The sequence below is a fragment of the Rhodococcus kronopolitis genome (assembly GCF_042654025.1).
Lineage (GTDB): Bacteria > Actinomycetota > Actinomycetes > Mycobacteriales > Mycobacteriaceae > Rhodococcus_G > Rhodococcus_G kronopolitis.
Window position 1 is genome coordinate 226,226 of sequence record NZ_JBHSFO010000001.1, and the last position, 19,779, is coordinate 246,004.

Genomic DNA, 19,779 nt, shown 5'->3' on the forward strand with positions numbered 1-19,779 from the left:
CTCTCACGGCCGTGAGGCCAGTCACATCCCGAAGAACGTATACCGCTCGATGTTCCAAGACAAGGGTCTGCCTGCCACCGACGAACCGGGAACCTCGCTTCGCCAGCCGTCACGCTCAGGGCACCGGACGCCCGGGCCCGACACCACTACTCCGCCACCGGTTCCGGCACGGCGAGGTTCTGTCCGCGCAGCCGCTGCGAGATCACCTGGGTGATGCCGTCGCCGCGCATGCTCACCCCGTACAGCGCGTCCGCGACCTCCATGGTCGGCTTCTGGTGGGTGATGACGATCAGCTGCGACTTCTCCCGCAACTGCTCGAACAGCCCGATCAGCCGGCGCAGGTTGGTGTCGTCGAGCGCGGCCTCCACCTCGTCCATCACGTAGAACGGGGACGGCCGGGCCCGGAAGATGGCCACCAGCATCGCGACCGCGGTCAGCGACTTCTCGCCGCCGGAGAGCAGCGAGAGCCGCTTGACCTTCTTGCCGGGCGGGCGGGCCTCCACCTCGATGCCGGTGGTCAGCATGTCGGTCGGGTCGGTCAGCACCAGCCGGCCCTCCCCGCCGGGGAACAGTTTCGCGAACACGCCGACGAACTCGCGTTCCACGTCGGCCCAGGCCTCGGTGAAGACCTGCAGGATCCGGCTGTCGACGTCCGCGACCACACCGAGCAGGTCCTTGCGGGCGTTCTTGACGTCCTCGAGCTGGGTGGACAGGAAGTTGTACCGCTCCTCGAGCGCGGCGAACTCCTCGAGCGCCAGGGGATTGACCCGGCCGAGGGTGGCGAGGTCCTTCTCCGCCAGCTTCACCCGACGCTCCTGGGTGGCGCGGTCGTACGGCATCGGCGCCGGTGCCACCACCTGCTCGCCACGCTCGAGTGCCTGCTCGTACTCGGCCATCTCGAGCGCCGACGGCGGCAACGCCACCTCCGGCCCGTACTCGGCGACCAGGTCGTCGAGGCCGATGCCGTGCTGCTCGGAGATGGTCTGCTCGAGCTGCTCGATCCGCAGCGCCGCCTGCGCGCGGGCCACCTCGTCACGATGGACGGCGTCGGTCAGCGCGGCCAGCTGGGCCGTGCACTGCCGGACCCGTTCCTTGACGGTCTCGAGCTGCGCCCCGCGTTCGGTGCGCTGCCGGGTCAGCTCGTCGCGATGCTCGGACGCCGCCGCGACCACCGTCTCCAGCCGCTCGGCCACCCGCTGCCCGGACTGCGCCACCGCGGCCGCCACCGCCGCCGCGTTCTGCCGGGCCGCCTGGGCCCGTTCCGCCCGGGCCCGCGCCTCCCGCTCGGCCTGCGCGGCGCGGCGCAGCGAATCCGCCTTGCCGCGAACCGATTCCGCCCGCTCCTCGGCGGTGCGCAGGGTCAGCCGGGCCTCGACCTCGACCGCCCGCACCTCGGCCACCGCGGCGGCCGCGGCCTCCCGCTCCCCCGAACTCGGCTCCCCCGCCGCGCCGCCGTCCGGATCGGACTGCTCGTGCTGGGCCAGCGCCAGCCGCTCCTCGAGCTCGCCGAGCGCCGCCACCGACTCGATGCGCCGGGTCTCGGCGGCGGTGCGCTGACCGACGAGCCGATCCGACTCGGCGTGCGCCACCCGCGCCACCTGGCCGAGGCGACCGAGCTGCTCGTAGATCGCGGACATCGCGGCGTCCGACTCGGTCAGGGCGGCCAGCGTCTGCTCGGCGGACTCGGCCCGGTCCGCGTGCTCGGCCTCGGCGCCGGACAACGCGGCCGTCAGCTCCTCGGCCCGGCGCTCGGCCTCGGCCAGCGCCACCGTCGACGCGTCGACGGCCGAGGCCACCTCCAGCGTGGACGGCCTGCGGTCCGAACCGCCGGTGATCCAACCGGCCCCGACCAGGTCGCCGTCGAGGGTGACCGCGCTTCGGTGCGGCTGCGCGGCAACGAGTTCGGCGGCGGCGGGCAGGTCGTCGACCACCACCACCGAGCCGAGCAGCGCGGTCAACGCACCGCGCAGGTTCTCCGGGCACTCCACCATGTCCAGTGCGGCGCGCGCCCCGTCGGGCAGCGCCAGGTCGCCGTGGTCGGTGGCCGGGGCGCCGGTGGCCACCAGCGCCGCCCGACCGCCGTCGGCCGCCTTGAGGGCCGCCACCGCGGCTCCGGCGGCGGCGACGGAGCTGGCCGCGACGGCGTCGGCGGCCGGGCCCAGGGCGGCGGCGATCGCGACCTCGTAGCCCGTCCGGATGCGCAGCAACCCGGCCAGCGGACCGATCACCCCGTCGCCGGACCGGTGCTCGAGCAGCCAGGCCGCGCCGTCCTTCTGCTGCAGGCCGATCGAGAGCGCCTCGATCCGCGCCCGCAGCGACACCACTTCCTGGCCCGCGGCGCGCTCGGCGTCCCGCAGTTCGGTGACCCGCGCGGTCGCAGTCTCCAGGGCGGCGACCGCCCGCTCGTGCTGTGCGTCCAGCCCCAGTTCCCCGGCGTCGAGGTCGCCGATCCGGTCCTGGACGGTCTCGAACTCGGCCTGCGCCGCGTCGCCGCGGGTCCGGGCGTCCTCGATGGCGACGGTCAGTCGCGCGACCTCCGCGTCGATCGAGTCGCCTCGGGTCCGCAGGGTGTCCACCTGGCCGGACAGCCGGGCCAGGCCCTCACGGCGGTCGGCGATCGCGCGGACCGCCGCGACGTGGGCCCGCTCGGCCTCCGCGGCCGCGTCCTCGTACTGGGCGAGCGTCTCGCGCGCCGCGTCGAGGGTGGCGCGGGCGATCTCCAGCGACTCCAGGAGCTCGGCCTCCTCGGCGGCGACCCGCTCGGCCTGCGCCTCGAGCTGTTCGGGGTCCTGGCCGCGTCCGGTGTCGGGTGCGCCGTCGAGGTGTCGGGCGCGTTCGGAGGCGATCCGGACGGTCGCGTTGACGCGTTCGGCCAGCGCCGAGAGCCGGAACCACGTCTGGCCTGCCGCCTCGGCGCCGGGGGTGAGCCGGGCGAGCGCCTGCTCGTGGGCCCCGAGCTCCGTCGACGCCTCCGCCAGCACGGCCTGCACGTGCTCCTGCTGGGCCCGGGCCATCGCCTCGCCCTGTGCCTGCGTCGCCAGTTCACCGCGTCGGGTCACCAGGTCGTCGGCCGCCAGCCGCAGCCGGGCGTCGCGCAGGTCGGCCTGCACGGTCTGCGCGCGGCGGGCCACCTCGGCCTGCCTGCTCAGCGGCTTGAGCTGACGACGCAGCTCGGTGGTCAGGTCGGTCAGCCGCGCCAGGTTGGCCTGCATGGAGTCGAGCTTGCGGACGGCCTTCTCACGGCGCTTGCGGTGCTTGAGGACGCCGGCGGCCTCCTCGATGAAGGCGCGGCGGTCCTCCGGCCGGGACTCGAGGATCGCGGCGAGCCGGCCCTGCCCCACGATGACGTGCATCTCGCGACCGATGCCGGAGTCGGACAGCAGTTCCTGCACGTCCATCAGCCGGCACGAGGTGCCGTTGATCTCGTACTCGCCGGCACCGTCACGGAACATCCGCCGGGTGATCGAGACCTCGGAGTACTCGATGGGCAGCGCGCCGTCCGAGTTGTCGATCGTCAGGGTCACCTCGGCGCGGCCGAGCGGGGCGCGGCCACTGGTGCCGGCGAAGATGACGTCCTCCATCTTGCCGCCGCGCAGCGCCTTCGCGCCCTGCTCACCCATCACCCAGGTGAGGGCGTCGAGGATGTTCGACTTCCCGGAACCGTTCGGGCCGACGACGCAGGTGATGCCGGGCTCGAAACGCAGAGTCGTCGCGGACGCGAAGGACTTGAATCCCTTCAGCGTCAGACTCTTCAGATGCATGACGAATGACGTTACTGCACCGCACCGACCGATCCGGCAATTGATCGACCCGAGGGGGCACACACCCCGGCCGCGCCTGCGCCCGGCGTTACCCCTGCGGCGCGCCGGGAAGCGGGGAACCGACCGTGAACTTCGCGCCGAACGGGTCGGTGACCTCCGCGGTGCGCCCGTACGCCATGTCCGTCGGGTCGTCGGCGGTACCCCCGGCCGCCCGGGCGGCGGCAACGGCCGCGTCGGCGTCGGCGACCTGGAACAACGTGCCCCAGGCCGATGCGGGCGCCGTCGGGTCACCGATGATGCCGCCGATCTCGTGCCCGTCCGGCCTGCGCAGGAAGGTGAAGTCCAGGCCCGGCAGGTCGTCGTTCCCGTCCAGCGTGAAGTCGAAGACCGTGGCGTAGAACTCACGGGCCGGGCCCGGTTCCGGCGTCACCAGGTCGTTGCGCAGCAGCGTGTTCGGCTCGTTCACCAGCTCGCAGCCGACGTGCGCCTGCCCCTGCCACAGCCCGAACTGTGCGCCGGACGGGTCCTTCAGGATCGCCATCCGGCCCTGGCCCATCACGTCCATCGGCTCCGCCAGGACGACGCCGCCCGCGTCCCTGGACCGGGAGACGGTGACGTCCACGTCGTCGGTGGCCAGGTAGACGCTCCACCAGAACTCGGTCGCGGTCGGGTCGGGATTCGGCATCAGCGCGGCGACCTTCTTGCCCCGCAGCAGGCACATCGTGTACCTCCCGGTCTCTTCCGGCCCGACGTCGAACTCCCACCCGAAGACCGCTCCGTAGAACGACATCGCGCGATCGAGGTCGGGTATGCCGAGGTCGATCCAGGTGGGGGTGCCAAGCGGTTGGTTCGTCGTGACGGCGCTCATCGCTACTCCTCAACTCTCGGGTACGCAGTCGACGCTAGCCCGTTGCCCGCCCCTGTGGACGCGGTACGCGCGCCCCGGCGCGCAGCCACTACCCTCCCCCGAGTGATCGATGACGTGGCGAGCCAATCAGTGGCGACCAATTCAAAGGGGCTCCGGGCGGGGGCCCTGAGCCTGACCTCCAGCGTGGTGATCGGCGTGGCCTCGGCCGGTCCGGCGTACAGCATCGCGGCGACGCTCGGGCTGATCGTCGCCGCCGTCGGGCTGCAGGCTCCGGTGATCGCGCTGCTCGCGTTCGTGCCGATCCTCTTCGCCGCGGTCGGCTACAAGGAACTCAATGCCGCCGACCCGGACTGCGGGACCACCTTCGTCTGGGCGACGCGCGCGTTCGGCCCCGCCTGGGGCTGGATGGCCGGCTGGGCGATCGTGGTCGCGGACGTGCTGGTGATGGCCAGCCTGGCGCAGGTCGCCGGCCAGTACACCTTCCTGCTCTTCGGCGCCGAGGGCATCGGCGCCGACGCCACCAGCGTCTGGGTGCTGTTGCTCGGGGTCGTGTTCATGGTGGCCATGACGTACCTGTGCTTCCGCGGCATCGACGTCTCCGCGCGGGTGCAGTCGGTGCTGCTGACGGTCGAGTTCGTCGCGCTCGTGCTCTTCGCGGTGGTCGCCCTGGTCCGGGTGTGGCTCGGCAACGCGGGCGCCCAGGCGATCGCGCCGCAGTGGAGTTGGTTCAACCCGTTCGAGATCGGCTCGTTCTCGACCTTCGTCAACGCGATGCTGCTGATGGTGTTCATCTACTGGGGCTGGGACTCCGTCGTCTCGGTCAACGAGGAGACCGTCGACAGCCACCGCACCCCGGGCCGCTCGGCGGTGATCTCCACGGTGGTGCTGGTCGCGCTCTACGTGCTGGTGACCGTCGCCGCGCAGTCGTTCGCAGGCGTCGGCACCGAGGGCACCGGCCTGGCCAACCCGGAGCACTTCGACGACTTCTTCGCCGCGATCGGGACCGCGGTGTTCGGCGAGGGCCTGCTCGGCCAGGTGCTCACCCACGTGCTGCTGCTGATGATCCTCACCTCGGCGATCGCGTCGACCCAGACGACGATCCTGCCGACCGCCCGCACCACGCTGTCGATGGGTGTGTTCCGGGCGCTGCCCGACGCCTTCGCGCGGGTGCACCCGCGCTACCTCACGCCCACCGTCTCGACGCTCGCGATGGGTGCCGCCTCGGTGGCCCTGTACGTGGTGTTCAACTTCGTCTCGGCGGGCAACCTGATCTTCGACTCGGTCTCCGCCATCGGCATCGCGGTCGGCTTCTACTACGGGATGACGGCGCTGGCCTGCGTCTGGCTCTACCGCGACACCCTGCGCGAGAGCACCCGGAACCTGTTGATGCGGGGCGTGTTCCCGCTGCTGGGCGGGGCGATGCTGCTGTTCGCGGCCGGCTGGACGGCGGTCACCTCGTTCGCCTCCGACGCGGGCGAGACCAGCTGGACGATGCCGTTCGCCCCGCACTGGCAGGTCGGCGGCGTGTTCATCCTCGGGGTGGTCTCGATGCTGCTGGGACTGCCGCTGATGTGGTGGTGGCGCTGCCGCGACCGGGCGTTCTTCGACGGTGAGACGATCACCCGCGCCCTGCCGTAGGCGCCGGTGCCTGGCTACAGGATGGCGACCGCGACCACCAGGCCGAGTGCCAGGTGCGCGGCCGCGACCACCAGCACCGCCGGGGTGAACCGGTCCTCGGCCAGCACCGCACCGATGTCGATGCCGGTGACCAGCTCCACGATCCGCACCGAGACCACCTGTGCGGCAATGCCGACGAGGCCGAACACCAGCGTGTAGACGAGCCCCTCCGACAGCTTCCCGGACGAGGCGAAGATGGCCAGCACCACGATCAGCGCCATGCTCACCATTCCGGACGCCGTCACCACCGCCGAGTTCGGCTTGCCCTCGCGGAGCATGGTGCGCAGCGGCCCCGGCGTGGACCAGTCGATGGCGTAGAAGCCCAGCACCATCAGCACCAGGCCGACGATGGCGTACAGCACGATGGCCGACACTCCCCGGCCCAGCTGGGACCAGTAGTCGGCGCTCAGGGCCACCACGGTCGTAGTCATGTCGTGCTCCGTTCGATGAGGTTCGGTGAGAGTGCGTTCACTGCTGCGGGATCCGGTGCGGCACGAAGGCCGCCCCGTCGTCGGTGACCAGTCCCGAAGTCTCCCGGATGCCGAGTCCGGCCGCCTCGTCGCCGACGATCCAGGCGCCGAGCGCCGGCCGCATGCCGTCGAATTCCGGTAGCGGGTCGAGCATCTGGTAGACGAAGCCCTCTTCGCCGTAGATGCCGCCGGTGCTGGTGTCCATGCCCGCACCGACGATGGACACGTTGGCGCCCTCGCGGCCGAGCTTCGGCTTGCGCACGTACTCGGTCAGTTCGTGCGGGTCGTCGAGGTAGGCGGGCAACAGGTTCGGGTGCCCGGGGTACATCCCCCACAGCACCGCGAGGATCGCCTTGTTGCTCAGCAGCGTCTTCCACAGTGGCTCGATCCACATGGTCTCGGGCATGAGTTCGACTGCGCGCTTGCCGAAGTCGTCGTCGAGCACCCACTCCCATGGGTAGAGCTTGAACAGCGTGGAGATCGGCGCCTCCTCGAGGTCGACGAAGCGGTGCAGGTCCGGGTCGAAGCCGATCTCCTCGATCGCCAGGGCCACGGTGTCGAGGCCGGCCTCCGCCGCACACTCCTGCATGTAGGCGACGGTGACGTTGTCCTCGCCGCTGGCATCCGCGGAGGACCATGCGAAGTGCATCTCGGTGCTGGGCAACCCGGACTTGATCTCACCCCACCGCTCGACCAGCTTCTCGTGCAGCGAATTCCACTGGTCGTCCCCGGGGTGGGCGTCGGTGAGCCAGTGCCACTGCAGGATGGAGGCCTCGAGCAGGGTCGTCGGGGTGTCCGCGTTGTACTCGAGCAGCTTGGCCGGTCGACGCCCGTCGTATCGCAGGTCGAACCGTCCGTACACGTGCGGGTCACCGCGCCGCCAGGACTCGGCGATCGGTCCCCACGACCACTCGGGCAGCCCGAACTCCTGGTACCGCTCGGTGAGGATCACGTGCTCGACGGCGTTCAGGCACATCGAGTGCAGCAGTTCGACATCCGCCTCGAGCGAGAGGATCTCGTCCATCTCGAACTCGTAGTGCACGGACTCGTCCCAGTACGGTCGGTCCGAGCCGTCGGCCATCCGGGCCGGGGTTCCGTAGACCAGCCCCTGCCCGACCACGGTCTCCCGCCAACCCGGCCGGGGGGTTCCACGACGCCTGCGCACGTCAGCTCCCGCCGCTGGTGCCGGAGACCTTGCTGCCGAAGCCGCCGCGTTGAATCGTGGTACCGGACTTGGTCTTGACGGTGACTCCCTGTGGTTTGACGGTGCTGCCACCGACCGGCTTCTGCCCGACCGTGGTGTTCGAGCCGCCGTAGTAGTACCGGTACGAGGAGCCGGCGACGATGAACATGCCCATCGAGTTCGGCGATCCGGCGCTGGAGCAGACGTCGTCGGGAACCGCGACCCCCTGCTCGTCCACGCAGGTCGCGGTGACCGACTCCGACTCCGAGGACAGCACGGTGTAACCGAGGGCGACCAGACCGACCACGCCGACCACCGCGGCGCCACCGATCATGGCCTTGCGACGGGTGCGCCTGCGCTGTTCCTCCCGGGCCGCGGTCTCGGCGGCCTGGATCTCGAGCTCCTCGCGCTCCCGGCGCGCCTTGTCCCGGGCGCGGGACTCCCCCACCGTCGGCGGCCGCGGCCGGGTCGAGCCCGGCTCCTGGCGACGGATCCGGCCGGCCCCCGGCACGGCCGAGCCCGGAGCGTCCGCATCCGTCCCGTCCGCACTGTCCGGGTTTTCTCCGTCGGGTCCCACTGAGCCCTCCCCACCGTGTGACGTCATCGCGATGACCCTAGCGTTCGACGAACCCGACGAGTCCGCCCGCCGCGCCGGACCAACTCTCGACCACCAGGCTCACCCGGCCCGGGGTCGCCCCGGAGCGGAGCAGTTCGAGCAGTCGCTCGCACTGCGGACGCGGACCCTCGGCGATCACCAGGACGCGCTTGTCCGGGCGATTGGTGGCATGACCGACCAGGCCGAGTTCGAGCGCCCTGGACCGGGTCCACCACCGGAAGCCGACGCCTTGCACCTCCCCGTGAACCCAGGCGGTCAGGCGGACTTCCGTCACGTCAGCTGGTCGGCGGCGTCAGCTTGTGGACGCTGCCGTCAAAGCTGGTGGCGTACAACGCCGTCGAATCCCAACCGGTTCCCGACCCGAAGCGCACCGAGGACACCATCGTCAGCCCGGTGGCGATGTCGCAGCGGTCCCCGCTGACCGGGTCGACGCGGACCACCTTGCCGCCGCCGTTGAGCGCGACGTAGACGTTGCCGCTCTCGTCGACGGCCAGGTCGTCGGCGATGTTGGTGCGGCCGTCACCGGGCAGCGGCACCGACTGCGTCGCCGCGCTCAGGTCGGCGGCGTCGAGGACGTGCACCGCACCGTCGGCGTCGAAGGACGTGTCCACCACGACCTTGCCGTCCGCGGTCGCCGCGATGCCGTTGACGCTGCCGAGGTCGACGGACAGCCGCTCGAAATCGCCACCGCCGGCCGGGATCCGGGTGATGCCGACGCGGTCGCCGAGCGCGGTGGTGGTGAGCAGGTCACCGTCGGCGAGCTGGGCCAGGCCGTTGGGCATGGTCAGTCCCTCCACGAGGGTGGTCCGTTCGCCCGTGTCCAGGTCCACCGACTCGACGGTGCCGTTGGTGGCGTTCATCAGGCCCGACATCGCGTTGTTGCCGGTGGTGAAGATCACCCGCGACCCGTCGACGACCATGCCGCCGGGGCTGTTCACGTCCTCGACCAGGTCGCCGCGCTCACCCGTGGCCGTCAGGGTGCGCACGGCTCCCCCGCCGCTGGGCGCGCCCTCCGAGAGCAGGACGTTGCCGCGGCCGTCGAAGGCCAGGTTCTCGAGCATCCCGAATCCGGAGGCCACCTCACTCACCGTCCACGGCACGCAGGCCGCCGGGGCGGGCGCGCGGCCCGTGGTGGCGGCGGGGGTCGTCGTCGCCGCGGGCGCGACCGTGGCGGGAACCGATGCCGTCGTGGGTGCGGGCGCACCGACCGGCGCGGGCGCCGACACCGAGGTGGGCGCGGGCGCGCCTGCGGGCGCCGGGTTCGTCGAGGGCACGGGCGCAACCGAAGACGGTTGGGCCGCAGCGGGAACGGTGGGTGCCGGCACGGGGGCCGGAACGCCGGGGGCAGGAGGGGCGGGCACCGGCTGGGCACCGGCGAGCGGGGCACCGACCATCGCGCCGGCGACCACGGCGCCGACCATCGCAACGCGGGACAGAATCATGGCGCTATTTGATCACGAATCGGTCTCCACCGAAAGATTCACGACGGTACCGGTTTTCAGGGTCCTTCCGACGGTGCACACCTTGTCCACGGACTTGAGGACGACGGTGAGCAACCGCTCCTGCGCATCGGCGTCGAGTTCGCTCAGATCCACCTCGAGAACTTCGTCCAGGCGCGGGTACACCTCGTTCTCCCGGTCGGCGGCGCCGGAGACCCGCACGGTGGCGTCGTAGTTCTCCCCCAGCCGTCGGGCGAGCGGGGTGTCCGAGCTCATCCCGGTGCACGCGGCGAGGGCGATCTTGAGCAGCTCACCGGGGGTGAACACGCCGTCGACCGATTCCGCGCCGATCAGCACCTCGGCGCCGCGGGAGCTGCGCCCGGTGTAGCGCCGGGTGCCGGTGCGCTCGACCCAGAGTTCGGTTCCGGCGGTGGTGTCGGGAGTCTGTTCAGCCATGCCGGCAATCCTGCCACCCCGTTTCGCTCACGCGTCGGCGCCCTGGCGCTCGGGGTACGAGGGGGTGTCGCCCCAGGACTGCACGCCCCGCAGGTCCGGCATGTCCGACCGGTTGAACACGGGCTCCAGCCCCTGCCTGCGCTGGTCCGTGTAGTGCCGCATCAACCGGAACACCAGCACCGACAGCGGCGCGATCGCGATCAGGTTGACCGTCGCCATCACACCCATCGACAGGTCCGCGAGGCTCCAGATCAACGGCAGCGACCCGATGGCGCCGGCGAACGCGCAGACAACCACGAGCGCCCGGAAGACGTTGAGCGCCCGCGTCGACGGCGTGAGGAAGCCGATGTTGGACTCGCCGTAGTAGTAGTTGCCGATCACCGAGGTGAAGGCGAGGAAGAAGATCGCGATCGTCAGGAAGTGGATCGTCCAGGTGCCCAGGTGCTCGGCGAGCGCGATCTGGGTGAGCGAGGCACCCGTGGCGGCGCTGAGGTCCGGGTCCGCGAGCAGGATGACGAAGGCCGTCACGGTGCACACCAGCAGGGTGTCGAAGTAGACGCCGAGGCTCTGCACCAGGCCCTGCTTGACCGGGTGGGTGACCGAGGCCGTCGCGCCCGCGTTGGGCGCCGAGCCCATGCCTGCCTCGTTGGAGAACAGTCCGCGCCGGATGCCCTGCATGATCGCGACGCCGATGCCGCCGCCGACCACCTCGTTGAGGCCGAACGCGCTCTGCACGATCGTGACGAACATCTCGGGCACCGCGGTGATGTTGAGCACCACCACGACGAGGCCGAGCAGCAGGTAGGCGCCGGCGACGAAGGGCACCACCACCTGCGAGACCGACGAAATCCGGCGCACGCCGCCGAAGATCACCGCGGCCGTCAGCAGGGCGACGACGATGCCGACCGCCATCTTGACGGTGTCCTCGTGCCCACCCACGGACGTGCTGACCGCGTCGGCGATGGAGTTGGACTGCACCGCGACGAAGACGAAGCCGTAGGTGACGGTGATGATCACCGCGAACAGGACGCCCATCCAGCGCCGCCCCAGCCCGTACTGCATGTAGTAGGCCGGCCCGCCGCGGAAGCTGTCCTTGTCCGGCACCTTGTAGAGCTGACCGAGGGTGGACTCGACGAACGAGGTGGCGCCGCCGATGATCGCCATCATCCACATCCAGAAGACCGCGCCGGGACCGCCGATGCTGATCGCGATGGCGACGCCCGCGATGTTTCCGGTGCCGACCCGCGACGCCGCGGAGATCGAGAACGCCCGGAAGGCCGAGATGCCCGGATTGCCGTCGGGAAGGTCGTCGGGCTTGTCGGTGATGACGCGGAGCATCTCCCGGAACATCCGGACCTGGACGAAGCGGGTTCGCCACGAGAAGTACAGGCCCAGGACGACCAGCAGCGCGATGATCAGGTACCAGAACTTGTCGTTGACTTCGGTGACGAGCTCGGTAGCCCTGTCCATGGTCGAATCCTCCGGGGTCGGGAAGTAGGGCCTCGTGCCAGCGAGGATCATCGACTACCGACACGGCCTGCCGCAAATACCCGAAATGTCCGTGTCGCGCCCGGAGGGGCGGCCCGGGGCGGCGACTACTGCTGGAACCGGTACCCCATCCCGACCTCGGTGATCAGGTGCCGCGGCCGGGACGGATCGACCTCGAGCTTGCGTCGCAACTGCGCCAGGTAGACGCGCAGGTAGTGGGTCTCGGTCGCGTATGACGGGCCCCACACCTCGCGCAGCAACTCCTTCTGCCCCACCAGCTTTCCCTTGTTCCGCACCAGCATCTCGAGCATCCCCCACTCGGTCGGCGTCAGGTGGACCTCGGCACCGTCCCTGGTCACCTTCTTCGCCACCAGGTCGACGGTGAAGGTGTCGGTCACCACCACCGGCTCGCCCGCGTTGGCGGCCGTGGAGTTCCGACGCACCGCCGCCCGCAACCGGGCCAGGAACTCGTCCATCCCGAACGGTTTGGTGACGTAATCGTCAGCGCCCGCGTCCAACGCGGCCACCTTGTCCGCGGAGTCGGTCCGTGCGGACAGCACGATGACCGGCGCCGTGGACCAGCCGCGCAGGCCCGCCAGTACCTCGATCCCGTCCAGGTCCGGCAGCCCAAGGTCGAGGACGATCACGTCCGGGTGGCGCTCCGCGGCGGCCCGCAGCGCCGCGGCACCGGTCGCGGCGGTGACCACCTCGTAGCCCCGCACCGTCAGGTTGATCCGCAGCGCCCGCAGGATCTGCGGCTCGTCGTCGATCACCAGCACCCTTGTCACAAAGCCACCTTCCCGATTCCTGCCAAGTCCACCACCATCGTCAACCCGCCGCCCGGGGTGTCGGTTGCACTGACCGTGCCGCCCATCGCCTCGGTGAAGCCGCGTACCACCGCGAGCCCCAGTCCCACCCCGGTGGACATGTCCCGGTCGCCGAGCCGCTGGAAGGAGTCGAAGATCTGGTCCTCCGCACCCCGGGCGACGCCCGGTCCGGTGTCCGCGACCGTGATGAGCACCCGGTCCCGGACCGGTGCCGCGGCGATCCGGACCGCACCGTCCGGCGCGTACCGCAGCGCGTTGTCCACCAGGTTCGCCAGCACTCGTTCGAGCAGGCCGCTGTCGGCCAGCACCGCGTTCGGGCCGACGTCGACCTGCACCCGGTCGCGACCCGCCCGCCCGAACCCCGGGATCCCGACGCCAACGCCGACCAGCGCCCGGTGCACCACCTCCTCGAGGTACACCGGCCGCAGCGTCGGCCGGACCACCCCCGCCGCCAGCCGTGACGAGTCGAGCAGGTTGCCGACCAGGTTGGTCAGCTGGTCCGTCGACTCCTCCACCGTGGCCAGCAGTTCGGCAGTGTCCTCGGGCGAGAACTCCACGTCGTCGCTGCGCAGGCTCGACACCGCGGCCTTGACCGCGGCCAGCGGGGTCCGCAGGTCGTGGCTGACCGCGGAGAGCAGCGAGCGCCGCAGCCGGTCCGCCTCGGCCAGCGCCTGGGCCTGACTGGCCTCCTCGGCCAGCTCACGCTGCCGGATCAACCCGACCGCCTGGTTGGCCACCGCGAGCAGCACCCGCCGGTCGCGGGCGTGCAGCCCGTCCCCACGCAGCGCCAGGGCGTACTCGCCGTCGTTCACCTCGCAGACGGTGTCCGCGTCCGCCACCGACGGCGGCGGCGCGTCGCCGACCGAGCTCACCACGCCTGCCCCGCGGCGGATCATGCTCACCGACCGCTGCCCGAACGTCTCGCGCACCTTCTCCAGCAGGGTCTGCAGGTCCGCCCCACGCAGCACCGAGCCGGCGAACAGGGCCAGCAGCTCCGCTTCCTGCGAGGCGCGGCGCGCCTCCCGCGCCCGTTCCGCCGCCGCGTCGACGAGCACCGCGACCGCGACCGCGACCACCAGGAGGACGACCGTGGTGATGAAGTTGTCCGGCTCGGCGATGGTGAAGCTGCGCACCGGCGGGGTGAAGAAGTAGTTGAGCAGCAGGCCCGAGATCAGCGCGGACAGCACGGCCGGCGCCACACCGCCGAGCAACGCGACGACCAGCACCACGATGAAGAAGAGCGCGCTCTCCCCGCCGACCTCGTATCTGCTGTTGATCAGCCACATGATCAGCGCCGCCACGGACGGCACCAGCACCGCCGCGATCCACGAGAGCAGCCGGCGCGGCGGCGAACCGGTCGGCAGCCACCTACGGTGCCTGCTCGCCTCCCCGTGGGTGACCATGTGCACGTCGATCGAGCCCGACTGCTGCACGACGGCCGCGCCGATGCCCTCGTCGAGGATCCGCGCCCACCGCGAGCGCCTCGACGTCCCGAGGACCAACTGGGTCGCGTTGGACGCCCGGGCGAACTCGAGCAGCGTCGAGGGGACGTCGTCCCCGACCACGCTGTGCAGGCTCGCGCCGATGCTCGCGGCGAGCTTGCGCACCTTCCCCATCTCCGGCGCGGACACACCGGTGAGACCGTCGCCGCGCACCACGTGCACCACGATCAGCTCCGCACTCGACCGCGACGCGATCCGGCCGGCGCGCCGCACCAGTGTCTCCGATTCGGGGCCACCGGTGACCGCCACGACCACCCGCTCCCTGGCCTCCCAGGTGTCGGTGATCTCGTTCTCGGCCCGGTACTTCGCCAGGGCCGCGTCGACCTGGTCGGCCACCCACAGCAGTGCCAACTCGCGCAGTGCGGTGAGGTTGCCGCGGCGGAAGTAGTTGCTCAGTGCCGCGTCGACCTTCTCGGCGGCGTAGATGTTGCCGTGGGAAAGCCTGCGGCGCAGCGCCTCCGGCGTGATGTCGACGAGCTCGACCTGGGTGGCCGCGCGCACCAGCTCGTCGGGCACCGTCTCCTGCTGGACCACCCCGGTGATCTGCTCCACCACGTCGTTGAGGCTCTCGAGGTGCTGGACGTTCAGCGTGGTCAGCACGTCGATGCCGGCGGCGAGCAGCTGTTCGACGTCCTGCCAACGCTTCTCGTTGCGACTGCCCGGAGTGTTGGTGTGCGCCAGCTCGTCCACGAGCACCAGGGCCGGCCTTCGCCGCAGCACCGCATCCACGTCGAGCTCGGCCGCCGTGGTACCCCGGTAGTCGAGGAGCAGCGGGGCGATCACCTCGAGATCCCCGAGCTGGGCGGCGGTGCGGGCGCGGCCGTGGGTCTCCACCACGGCCGCGACCACGTCCGTACCCCGTTCCCGGCGCCGGTGCGCCTCGCCCAGCATCGCGAAGGTCTTGCCCACGCCGGGCGCAGCGCCCAGATAGATGCGCAGTTCCCCGCGCCCGTGTTCGCCGCCGCGCTCGGTACCACTCACCCGGCCATCATCCACCCGCCGGTGACCCGCCGCACGCAGGTGCCGTCAGGCCGAGCGCGAGGTTCAACTCGAGGACGTTGACCCGCGGCGACCCCAGCACCCCGAACTGACGGCCCTCGGTGTGCTCGTCGACGAGCAGGCGGACCGCGTCGTCGGACATCGCGTTGACCTCCGCCACCCGGCGCACCTGCAGCTGCGCGTACTCCGGGCTGATGTCCGGGTCGATCCCGGAGCCGGAGCCCGTCACCGCGTCGACCGGGACGGACGACGGCGGCACCGACTCGCGGGCGGCGATCGCCGCGCGACGCTGGTCGACGAACGACGCCAACAGCTCCGAGCTCGGGCCCTGGTTGATCGGCAGTGCCGCCGCCGGGTTGCCGGGAGCGAAGGCGTCCTCGTCGGCCACCGAACCGGTCACCCGGTTGTGGAAGAACGGGTCCGAGGCGCCGGCGGGCACCTGCGGGTCAACCCCCACCAGGGCGCTGCCGACGACGCAGCCGTTGGAGTCGCGCAGCGCCGAGCCCTCCGCGGAACCCGCGCCGAGCCGGCCGATGCCCCACACCGCCGCCGGGTACAGCACACCGACGAACGCGGTGAGCGCCAGCAGCACCAGCAGCCCGGCCCATACCTGCCGGAACATTCCGATAGTGAATCGCATTACATCTCACCCAATCCCGGGGATAAGTCGAACGACGAGGTCGATCAGCCAGATGCCGACGAACGGCGTGACGATCCCGCCCAGTCCGTAGATCAACAGGTTTCGTCCCAGCAGCGCCGACGCCGTGGACGGCCGGTACCGGACGCCCTTGAGCGCCAACGGGATCAGCGCGACGATCACCAGGGCGTTGAAGATCACCGCGGACACGATCGCCGACTGCGGTGTCGCCAGCCGCATGATGTTCAGGGCGTCGAGCTGCGGGTAGATCCCGCTGAACAGCGCGGGCAGGATCGCGAAGTACTTGGCCAGGTCGTTGGCCAGCGAGAAGGTGGTCAGCGCACCACGGGTGATCAGCAACTGCTTGCCGATCTCCACCACCTCGATCAGCTTGGTGGGGTCGGAGTCCAGGTCCACCATGTTGCCGGCCTCCTTCGCGGCCGAGGTCCCGGTGTTCATCGCGACGCCGACGTCCGCCTGCGCCAGCGCGGGGGCGTCGTTGGTGCCGTCCCCGGTCATCGCGACCAGTCGACCACCCGCCTGTTCCTTGCGGATCAGCTCGAGCTTGTCCTCCGGGGTGGCCTCCGCCATGAAGTCGTCGACGCCGGCCTCGGCCGCGATCGCCTTGGCGGTCAACGGGTTGTCGCCGGTGATCATCACCGTGCGGATGCCCATCGCGCGCAGCTCGGCGAACCGTTCGGCAATGCCCGGCTTGACCACGTCGGAGAGCGCGATGACGCCGAGCACCCGGGCGCCGTCCCGACCGTCGACCGCCACCACCAGCGGGGTGCCGCCGGCCTGGGCGATCTCGTCGACCGCGGCGCCGACGGCCGGGTCTGCCACGCCGCCGGCGACCCGGACCCAGGCGAGCACCGAGTCGGTGGCGCCCTTGCGAATCCGCTCGCCCGCAGTCAGCGATCCCCCGTCGCTGCGCTCGCCCGGCACGTCCAGGCCGCTCATCCGGGTCTGCGCGGTGAACGGCACGAACTCGGCGGCCTTCTCGGCCTCGCTCGGCTCGGCGGCGAGGCCGAAGTCGCGGGCACACAGTTCGACGATGCTGCGGCCCTCGGGGGTGCCGTCGGCGAGGCTGGAGAGCCGGGCCGCGGCGGCCAGCTCGGCCGCGCTCACTCCCGGCGCCGGGTGCAGCGCGGTCGCCTGCCGGTTGCCGAAGGTGATGGTGCCGGTCTTGTCCATCAACAGGGTGTCGATGTCGCCCGCTGCCTCGACCGCCCGGCCGGACATCGCGAGCACGTTGCGCTGCACCAGCCGGTCCATACCGGCGATGCCGATCGCGGAGAGCAGCGCGCCGATCGTGGTCGGGATCAGGCAGACCAGCAACGCGATCAGCTTGACCGGGTCCTGCTCCTGGCCGGCGTAGAGCCCCATCGGGCCCACCGCCACCACGGCCAGCAGGAAGATCACGGTCAACGACGCGAGCAGGATGTTCAGGGCGATCTCGTTCGGCGTCTTCTGCCGGGAGGCGCCCTCGACGAGGGCGATCATCCGGTCCACGAACGAGTGCCCGGGCGCGGCGGTGACCTGGACGACGATCCGGTCGGAGAGCACGATGGTGCCGCCGGTGACGGCACACCGGTCGCCGCCGGACTCCCGGACCACCGGCGCGGACTCGCCGGTGATCGCGGACTCGTCCACGGTCGCGATGCCCTCGACGACGTCGCCGTCGCCGGGGATCACCTCGCCTGCCACCACCACCACGCGGTCGCCGACGACCAGTTCGGTCCCGGGTACCGACTCGACCGCCCCGCTGTCGGTGATCCGATGGGCGACGGTGTCCTGCTTGACCTTCCGCAGGCTGGCCGCCTGCGCCTTGCCGCGGCCCTCGGCCACCGACTCTGCGAGGTTCGCGAACAGCACGGTGAACCAGAGCCAGGCCGCGACCAGCCACGCGAACAGCGACGGATCGAGCGCCGCCATCACGGTGGTGACCACCGATCCGACGAACACGACGAACATCACCGGGTTGCGGGCCTGGTGGCGTGGGGTGAGCTTGCGGCAGGCGCCCGGCAGGGCGGTCCACAGCTGCGTGGGACTGAAGATTCCGGCCTTGACCGGCCTCGGGCCGTGCCCCTGGTCGTCGACCGGGTCGGGTGCGGCGACCGCGTCGGGCGGGTCGGCGAGGGTGGTGTGCGCACTCATTGCAGTGCCTCCGCGATCGGGCCCAGCGCCAGGGCCGGGAAGAAGGTCAGCGCCGCGACGAGAACCGCGGTGCCGGTGAGCAGTCCGGCGAACATCGGGCCTGCGGTCGGCAGGGTGCCGGCGCCGGGGGTCGACTTCTTCTGCGACGCCAGGGATCCGGCGAGTGCCAGCACGAAGATGATCGGCAGGAACCGGCCGAAGAGCATGCAGAGGCCGAGTGAGGCCTGGAACCAGTCGCTGGTGACGGTCAGCCCGCCGAAGGCGCTGCCGTTGTTGTTCGAGGCCGAGGCGTAGGCGTAGAGCACCTCACTGAAGCCGTGGATGGACCCCGGGCTGCCCGTCGGGCCGCTGTTGCCGAGGAATCCGGTTGTCGAGGAGAGGATGACGGTGATTCCGGTGCCGATCAGCACCAGCGCCGGCATCACCAGCACCGACAGGGCGGCCAGGGTGATCTCCCGCTTGCCGAGCTTCTTGCCGAGGAACTCCGGAGTCCGCCCGACCAGCAGCCCGCCGACGAACACCGCGACCACCGCGAGGACGAGGATGCCGTAGAGGCCGGTCCCGACGCCGCCGGGCGCGATCTCGCCGAGCAGCATGTTCAGGATCAGGGCCCCGCCGCCGAGCGGCGAGAAGCTGTCGTGGGCCGCGTTCACGGCGCCCGTCGAGGTACCGGTGGTGCTCACCGCGAACAGTACGGACCCGGGGATCCCGAACCGGACCTCCTTGCCCTCCATCATGGCGCCGGCCGCGTTGGCGGCGATGCCGCGCTGACCCGACTCGGCGGCGAGGGTGACGGCCAGGAGCGAGCCCCACAGGATTCCCATCACCGCGAGCACGGTCAGGCCCTGCTTGCGGTTGCCGACCATGGTGCCGAAGGTGCGGGTCAACGCGACCGGGATCAGCAGGATCGCGATGATCTGCACGACGTTCGACAGCGGTGTCGGGTTCTCGAACGGATGCGCCGAGTTGGCCGCGAGGATGCCGCCGCCGTTGGTGCCGAGCTCCTTGATCGCCTCCTGCGAGGCCACCGGGGCGAGGGCGTTGGTGACCGAGCTGCCGTCGAGACCCGTCGAGGAGAAGCCGCCGTGGAACGACTGGATCACGCCCTGGCTCAACAGGATCAGCGCGATGACGAACGCGAACGGCAGCAGGATCCGCAGCGTGCCGCGGGTGAGGTCCACCCAGAAGTTGCCGATCTCACCGCCGCGGGAGACCCGCACGAAGCCGCGGATCAGTGCGACCGCGACGGCCATCCCGACGGCCGCGGAGACGAAGTTCTGCACGGCGAGGCCGAGCGCCTGGGTGAGGTGGCTCATCGTGGTCTCGGGCGTGTACGACTGCCAGTTGGTGTTGGTGACGAACGAGACGGCGGTGTTGAACGCGACGGAGGGTCTCACCCCGGACAGTTCGCCGCCGAGCGGGAGCACCCCCTGGATGCGTTGGAGCAGATAGAGGAACGCGACGCCTGCGGCGGAGAAGCCGAGCAGGCTGGCGGCGTAGCCGTACCAGGTCTGCTCGGTGCGGGCGTTGATGCGGCAGAGGCGGTAGAGCACCGTCTCGACCCGCAGGTCCCCGGAACGCAGGTCGGTGTCGGTCGTGTAGACCTTCGCCATGTAGTCACCGACGGGGACGTACAGGATCGCCAGTACTGCGAGCACCAGCGCGATCTGCAGCCCCGCCGCGAGTGCGGGATTCATGT

The 19,779-nt window shown here is 71.0% G+C and carries 15 protein-coding genes; 1 reads left to right on the top strand and 14 read right to left on the bottom strand.

The window, feature by feature from the left end; genetic code table 11:
* Window positions 1-146: 146 nt before the first annotated feature.
* Together smc and ACFO6S_RS00980 are read right to left on the bottom strand one after the other, a co-directional pair.
* On the bottom strand, window positions 147-3,761 hold the full coding sequence (smc, locus tag ACFO6S_RS00975; protein ID WP_378413279.1) for a chromosome segregation protein SMC: 3,615 nt from the start codon (window positions 3,759-3,761) through the stop codon (window positions 147-149).
* A gap of 88 nt (window positions 3,762-3,849) precedes the next feature.
* Complete coding sequence (locus ACFO6S_RS00980; RefSeq protein WP_378413281.1) at window positions 3,850-4,629, bottom strand: VOC family protein; 780 nt, start codon at window positions 4,627-4,629, stop codon at window positions 3,850-3,852.
* A gap of 102 nt (window positions 4,630-4,731) precedes the next feature.
* Here ACFO6S_RS00980 and ACFO6S_RS00985 point away from each other — a divergent pair, with 102 nt between their 5' ends.
* Window positions 4,732-6,267 (top strand): APC family permease, encoded by a 1,536-nt coding sequence (locus tag ACFO6S_RS00985; protein ID WP_378413283.1) that lies wholly within the window; start codon window positions 4,732-4,734, stop codon window positions 6,265-6,267.
* A gap of 14 nt (window positions 6,268-6,281) precedes the next feature.
* On the opposite strand, the gene ACFO6S_RS00990 is transcribed toward ACFO6S_RS00985, so the two are convergent.
* The 12 genes from ACFO6S_RS00990 to kdpA all read right to left on the bottom strand — a co-directional run bounded on the left by ACFO6S_RS00990 (window position 6,282) and on the right by kdpA (window position 19,777).
* Window positions 6,282-6,737 carry a DUF350 domain-containing protein gene (locus tag ACFO6S_RS00990; RefSeq protein WP_378413285.1) on the bottom strand — a complete coding sequence of 152 codons (456 nt, stop codon included), beginning with the start codon at window positions 6,735-6,737 and terminating at the stop codon, window positions 6,282-6,284.
* Window positions 6,738-6,774: 37 nt separating this feature from the next.
* Window positions 6,775-7,941, bottom strand: coding sequence for a glutathionylspermidine synthase family protein (locus ACFO6S_RS00995; protein ID WP_378413287.1), 1,167 nt, complete (start codon window positions 7,939-7,941; stop codon window positions 6,775-6,777).
* Between the two features lies 1 nt (window position 7,942).
* Window positions 7,943-8,452, bottom strand: a complete 510-nt coding sequence (locus ACFO6S_RS01000) for a hypothetical protein (protein WP_378414037.1) — start codon at window positions 8,450-8,452, stop codon at window positions 7,943-7,945.
* A gap of 121 nt (window positions 8,453-8,573) precedes the next feature.
* Window positions 8,574-8,849, bottom strand: coding sequence for an acylphosphatase (locus ACFO6S_RS01005; protein WP_378413289.1), 276 nt, complete (start codon window positions 8,847-8,849; stop codon window positions 8,574-8,576).
* Window position 8,850: 1 nt separating this feature from the next.
* Window positions 8,851-10,017, bottom strand: coding sequence for an SMP-30/gluconolactonase/LRE family protein (locus ACFO6S_RS01010; protein ID WP_378413291.1), 1,167 nt, complete (start codon window positions 10,015-10,017; stop codon window positions 8,851-8,853).
* A 12-nt stretch (window positions 10,018-10,029) separates the two neighbouring features.
* The gene (locus ACFO6S_RS01015) at window positions 10,030-10,470 is read right to left on the bottom strand and encodes an OsmC family protein (protein ID WP_378413293.1); all 441 of its coding nucleotides are present in this window, start codon (window positions 10,468-10,470) and stop codon (window positions 10,030-10,032) included.
* Between the two features lie 27 nt (window positions 10,471-10,497).
* Window positions 10,498-11,940: an alanine/glycine:cation symporter family protein gene (locus ACFO6S_RS01020; protein WP_378413295.1), complete on the bottom strand. Its 1,443-nt coding sequence runs from the start codon at window positions 11,938-11,940 to the stop codon at window positions 10,498-10,500.
* A gap of 125 nt (window positions 11,941-12,065) precedes the next feature.
* Entirely contained in the window at window positions 12,066-12,746 is a 681-nt protein-coding gene (locus ACFO6S_RS01025) for a response regulator (protein ID WP_378413297.1), read from the bottom strand.
* Window positions 12,743-15,268, bottom strand: coding sequence for a DUF4118 domain-containing protein (locus ACFO6S_RS01030; RefSeq protein ID WP_378413299.1), 2,526 nt, complete (start codon window positions 15,266-15,268; stop codon window positions 12,743-12,745). The genes ACFO6S_RS01025 and ACFO6S_RS01030 overlap by 4 nt, the downstream gene beginning before the upstream one ends.
* Window positions 15,269-15,275: 7 nt before the next feature.
* Window positions 15,276-15,926: a potassium-transporting ATPase subunit C gene (locus ACFO6S_RS01035; RefSeq protein ID WP_378413301.1), complete on the bottom strand. Its 651-nt coding sequence runs from the start codon at window positions 15,924-15,926 to the stop codon at window positions 15,276-15,278.
* A 6-nt stretch (window positions 15,927-15,932) separates the two neighbouring features.
* A complete protein-coding gene (kdpB, locus tag ACFO6S_RS01040; protein WP_378413303.1) occupies window positions 15,933-18,080 on the bottom strand; it encodes a potassium-transporting ATPase subunit KdpB in 2,148 nt (715 codons plus the stop codon).
* On the bottom strand, window positions 18,077-19,777 hold the full coding sequence (gene kdpA, locus ACFO6S_RS01045; protein ID WP_378413306.1) for a potassium-transporting ATPase subunit KdpA: 1,701 nt from the start codon (window positions 19,775-19,777) through the stop codon (window positions 18,077-18,079). The genes kdpB and kdpA overlap by 4 nt, the downstream gene beginning before the upstream one ends.
* Between the last annotated feature and the right edge of the window lie 2 nt (window positions 19,778-19,779).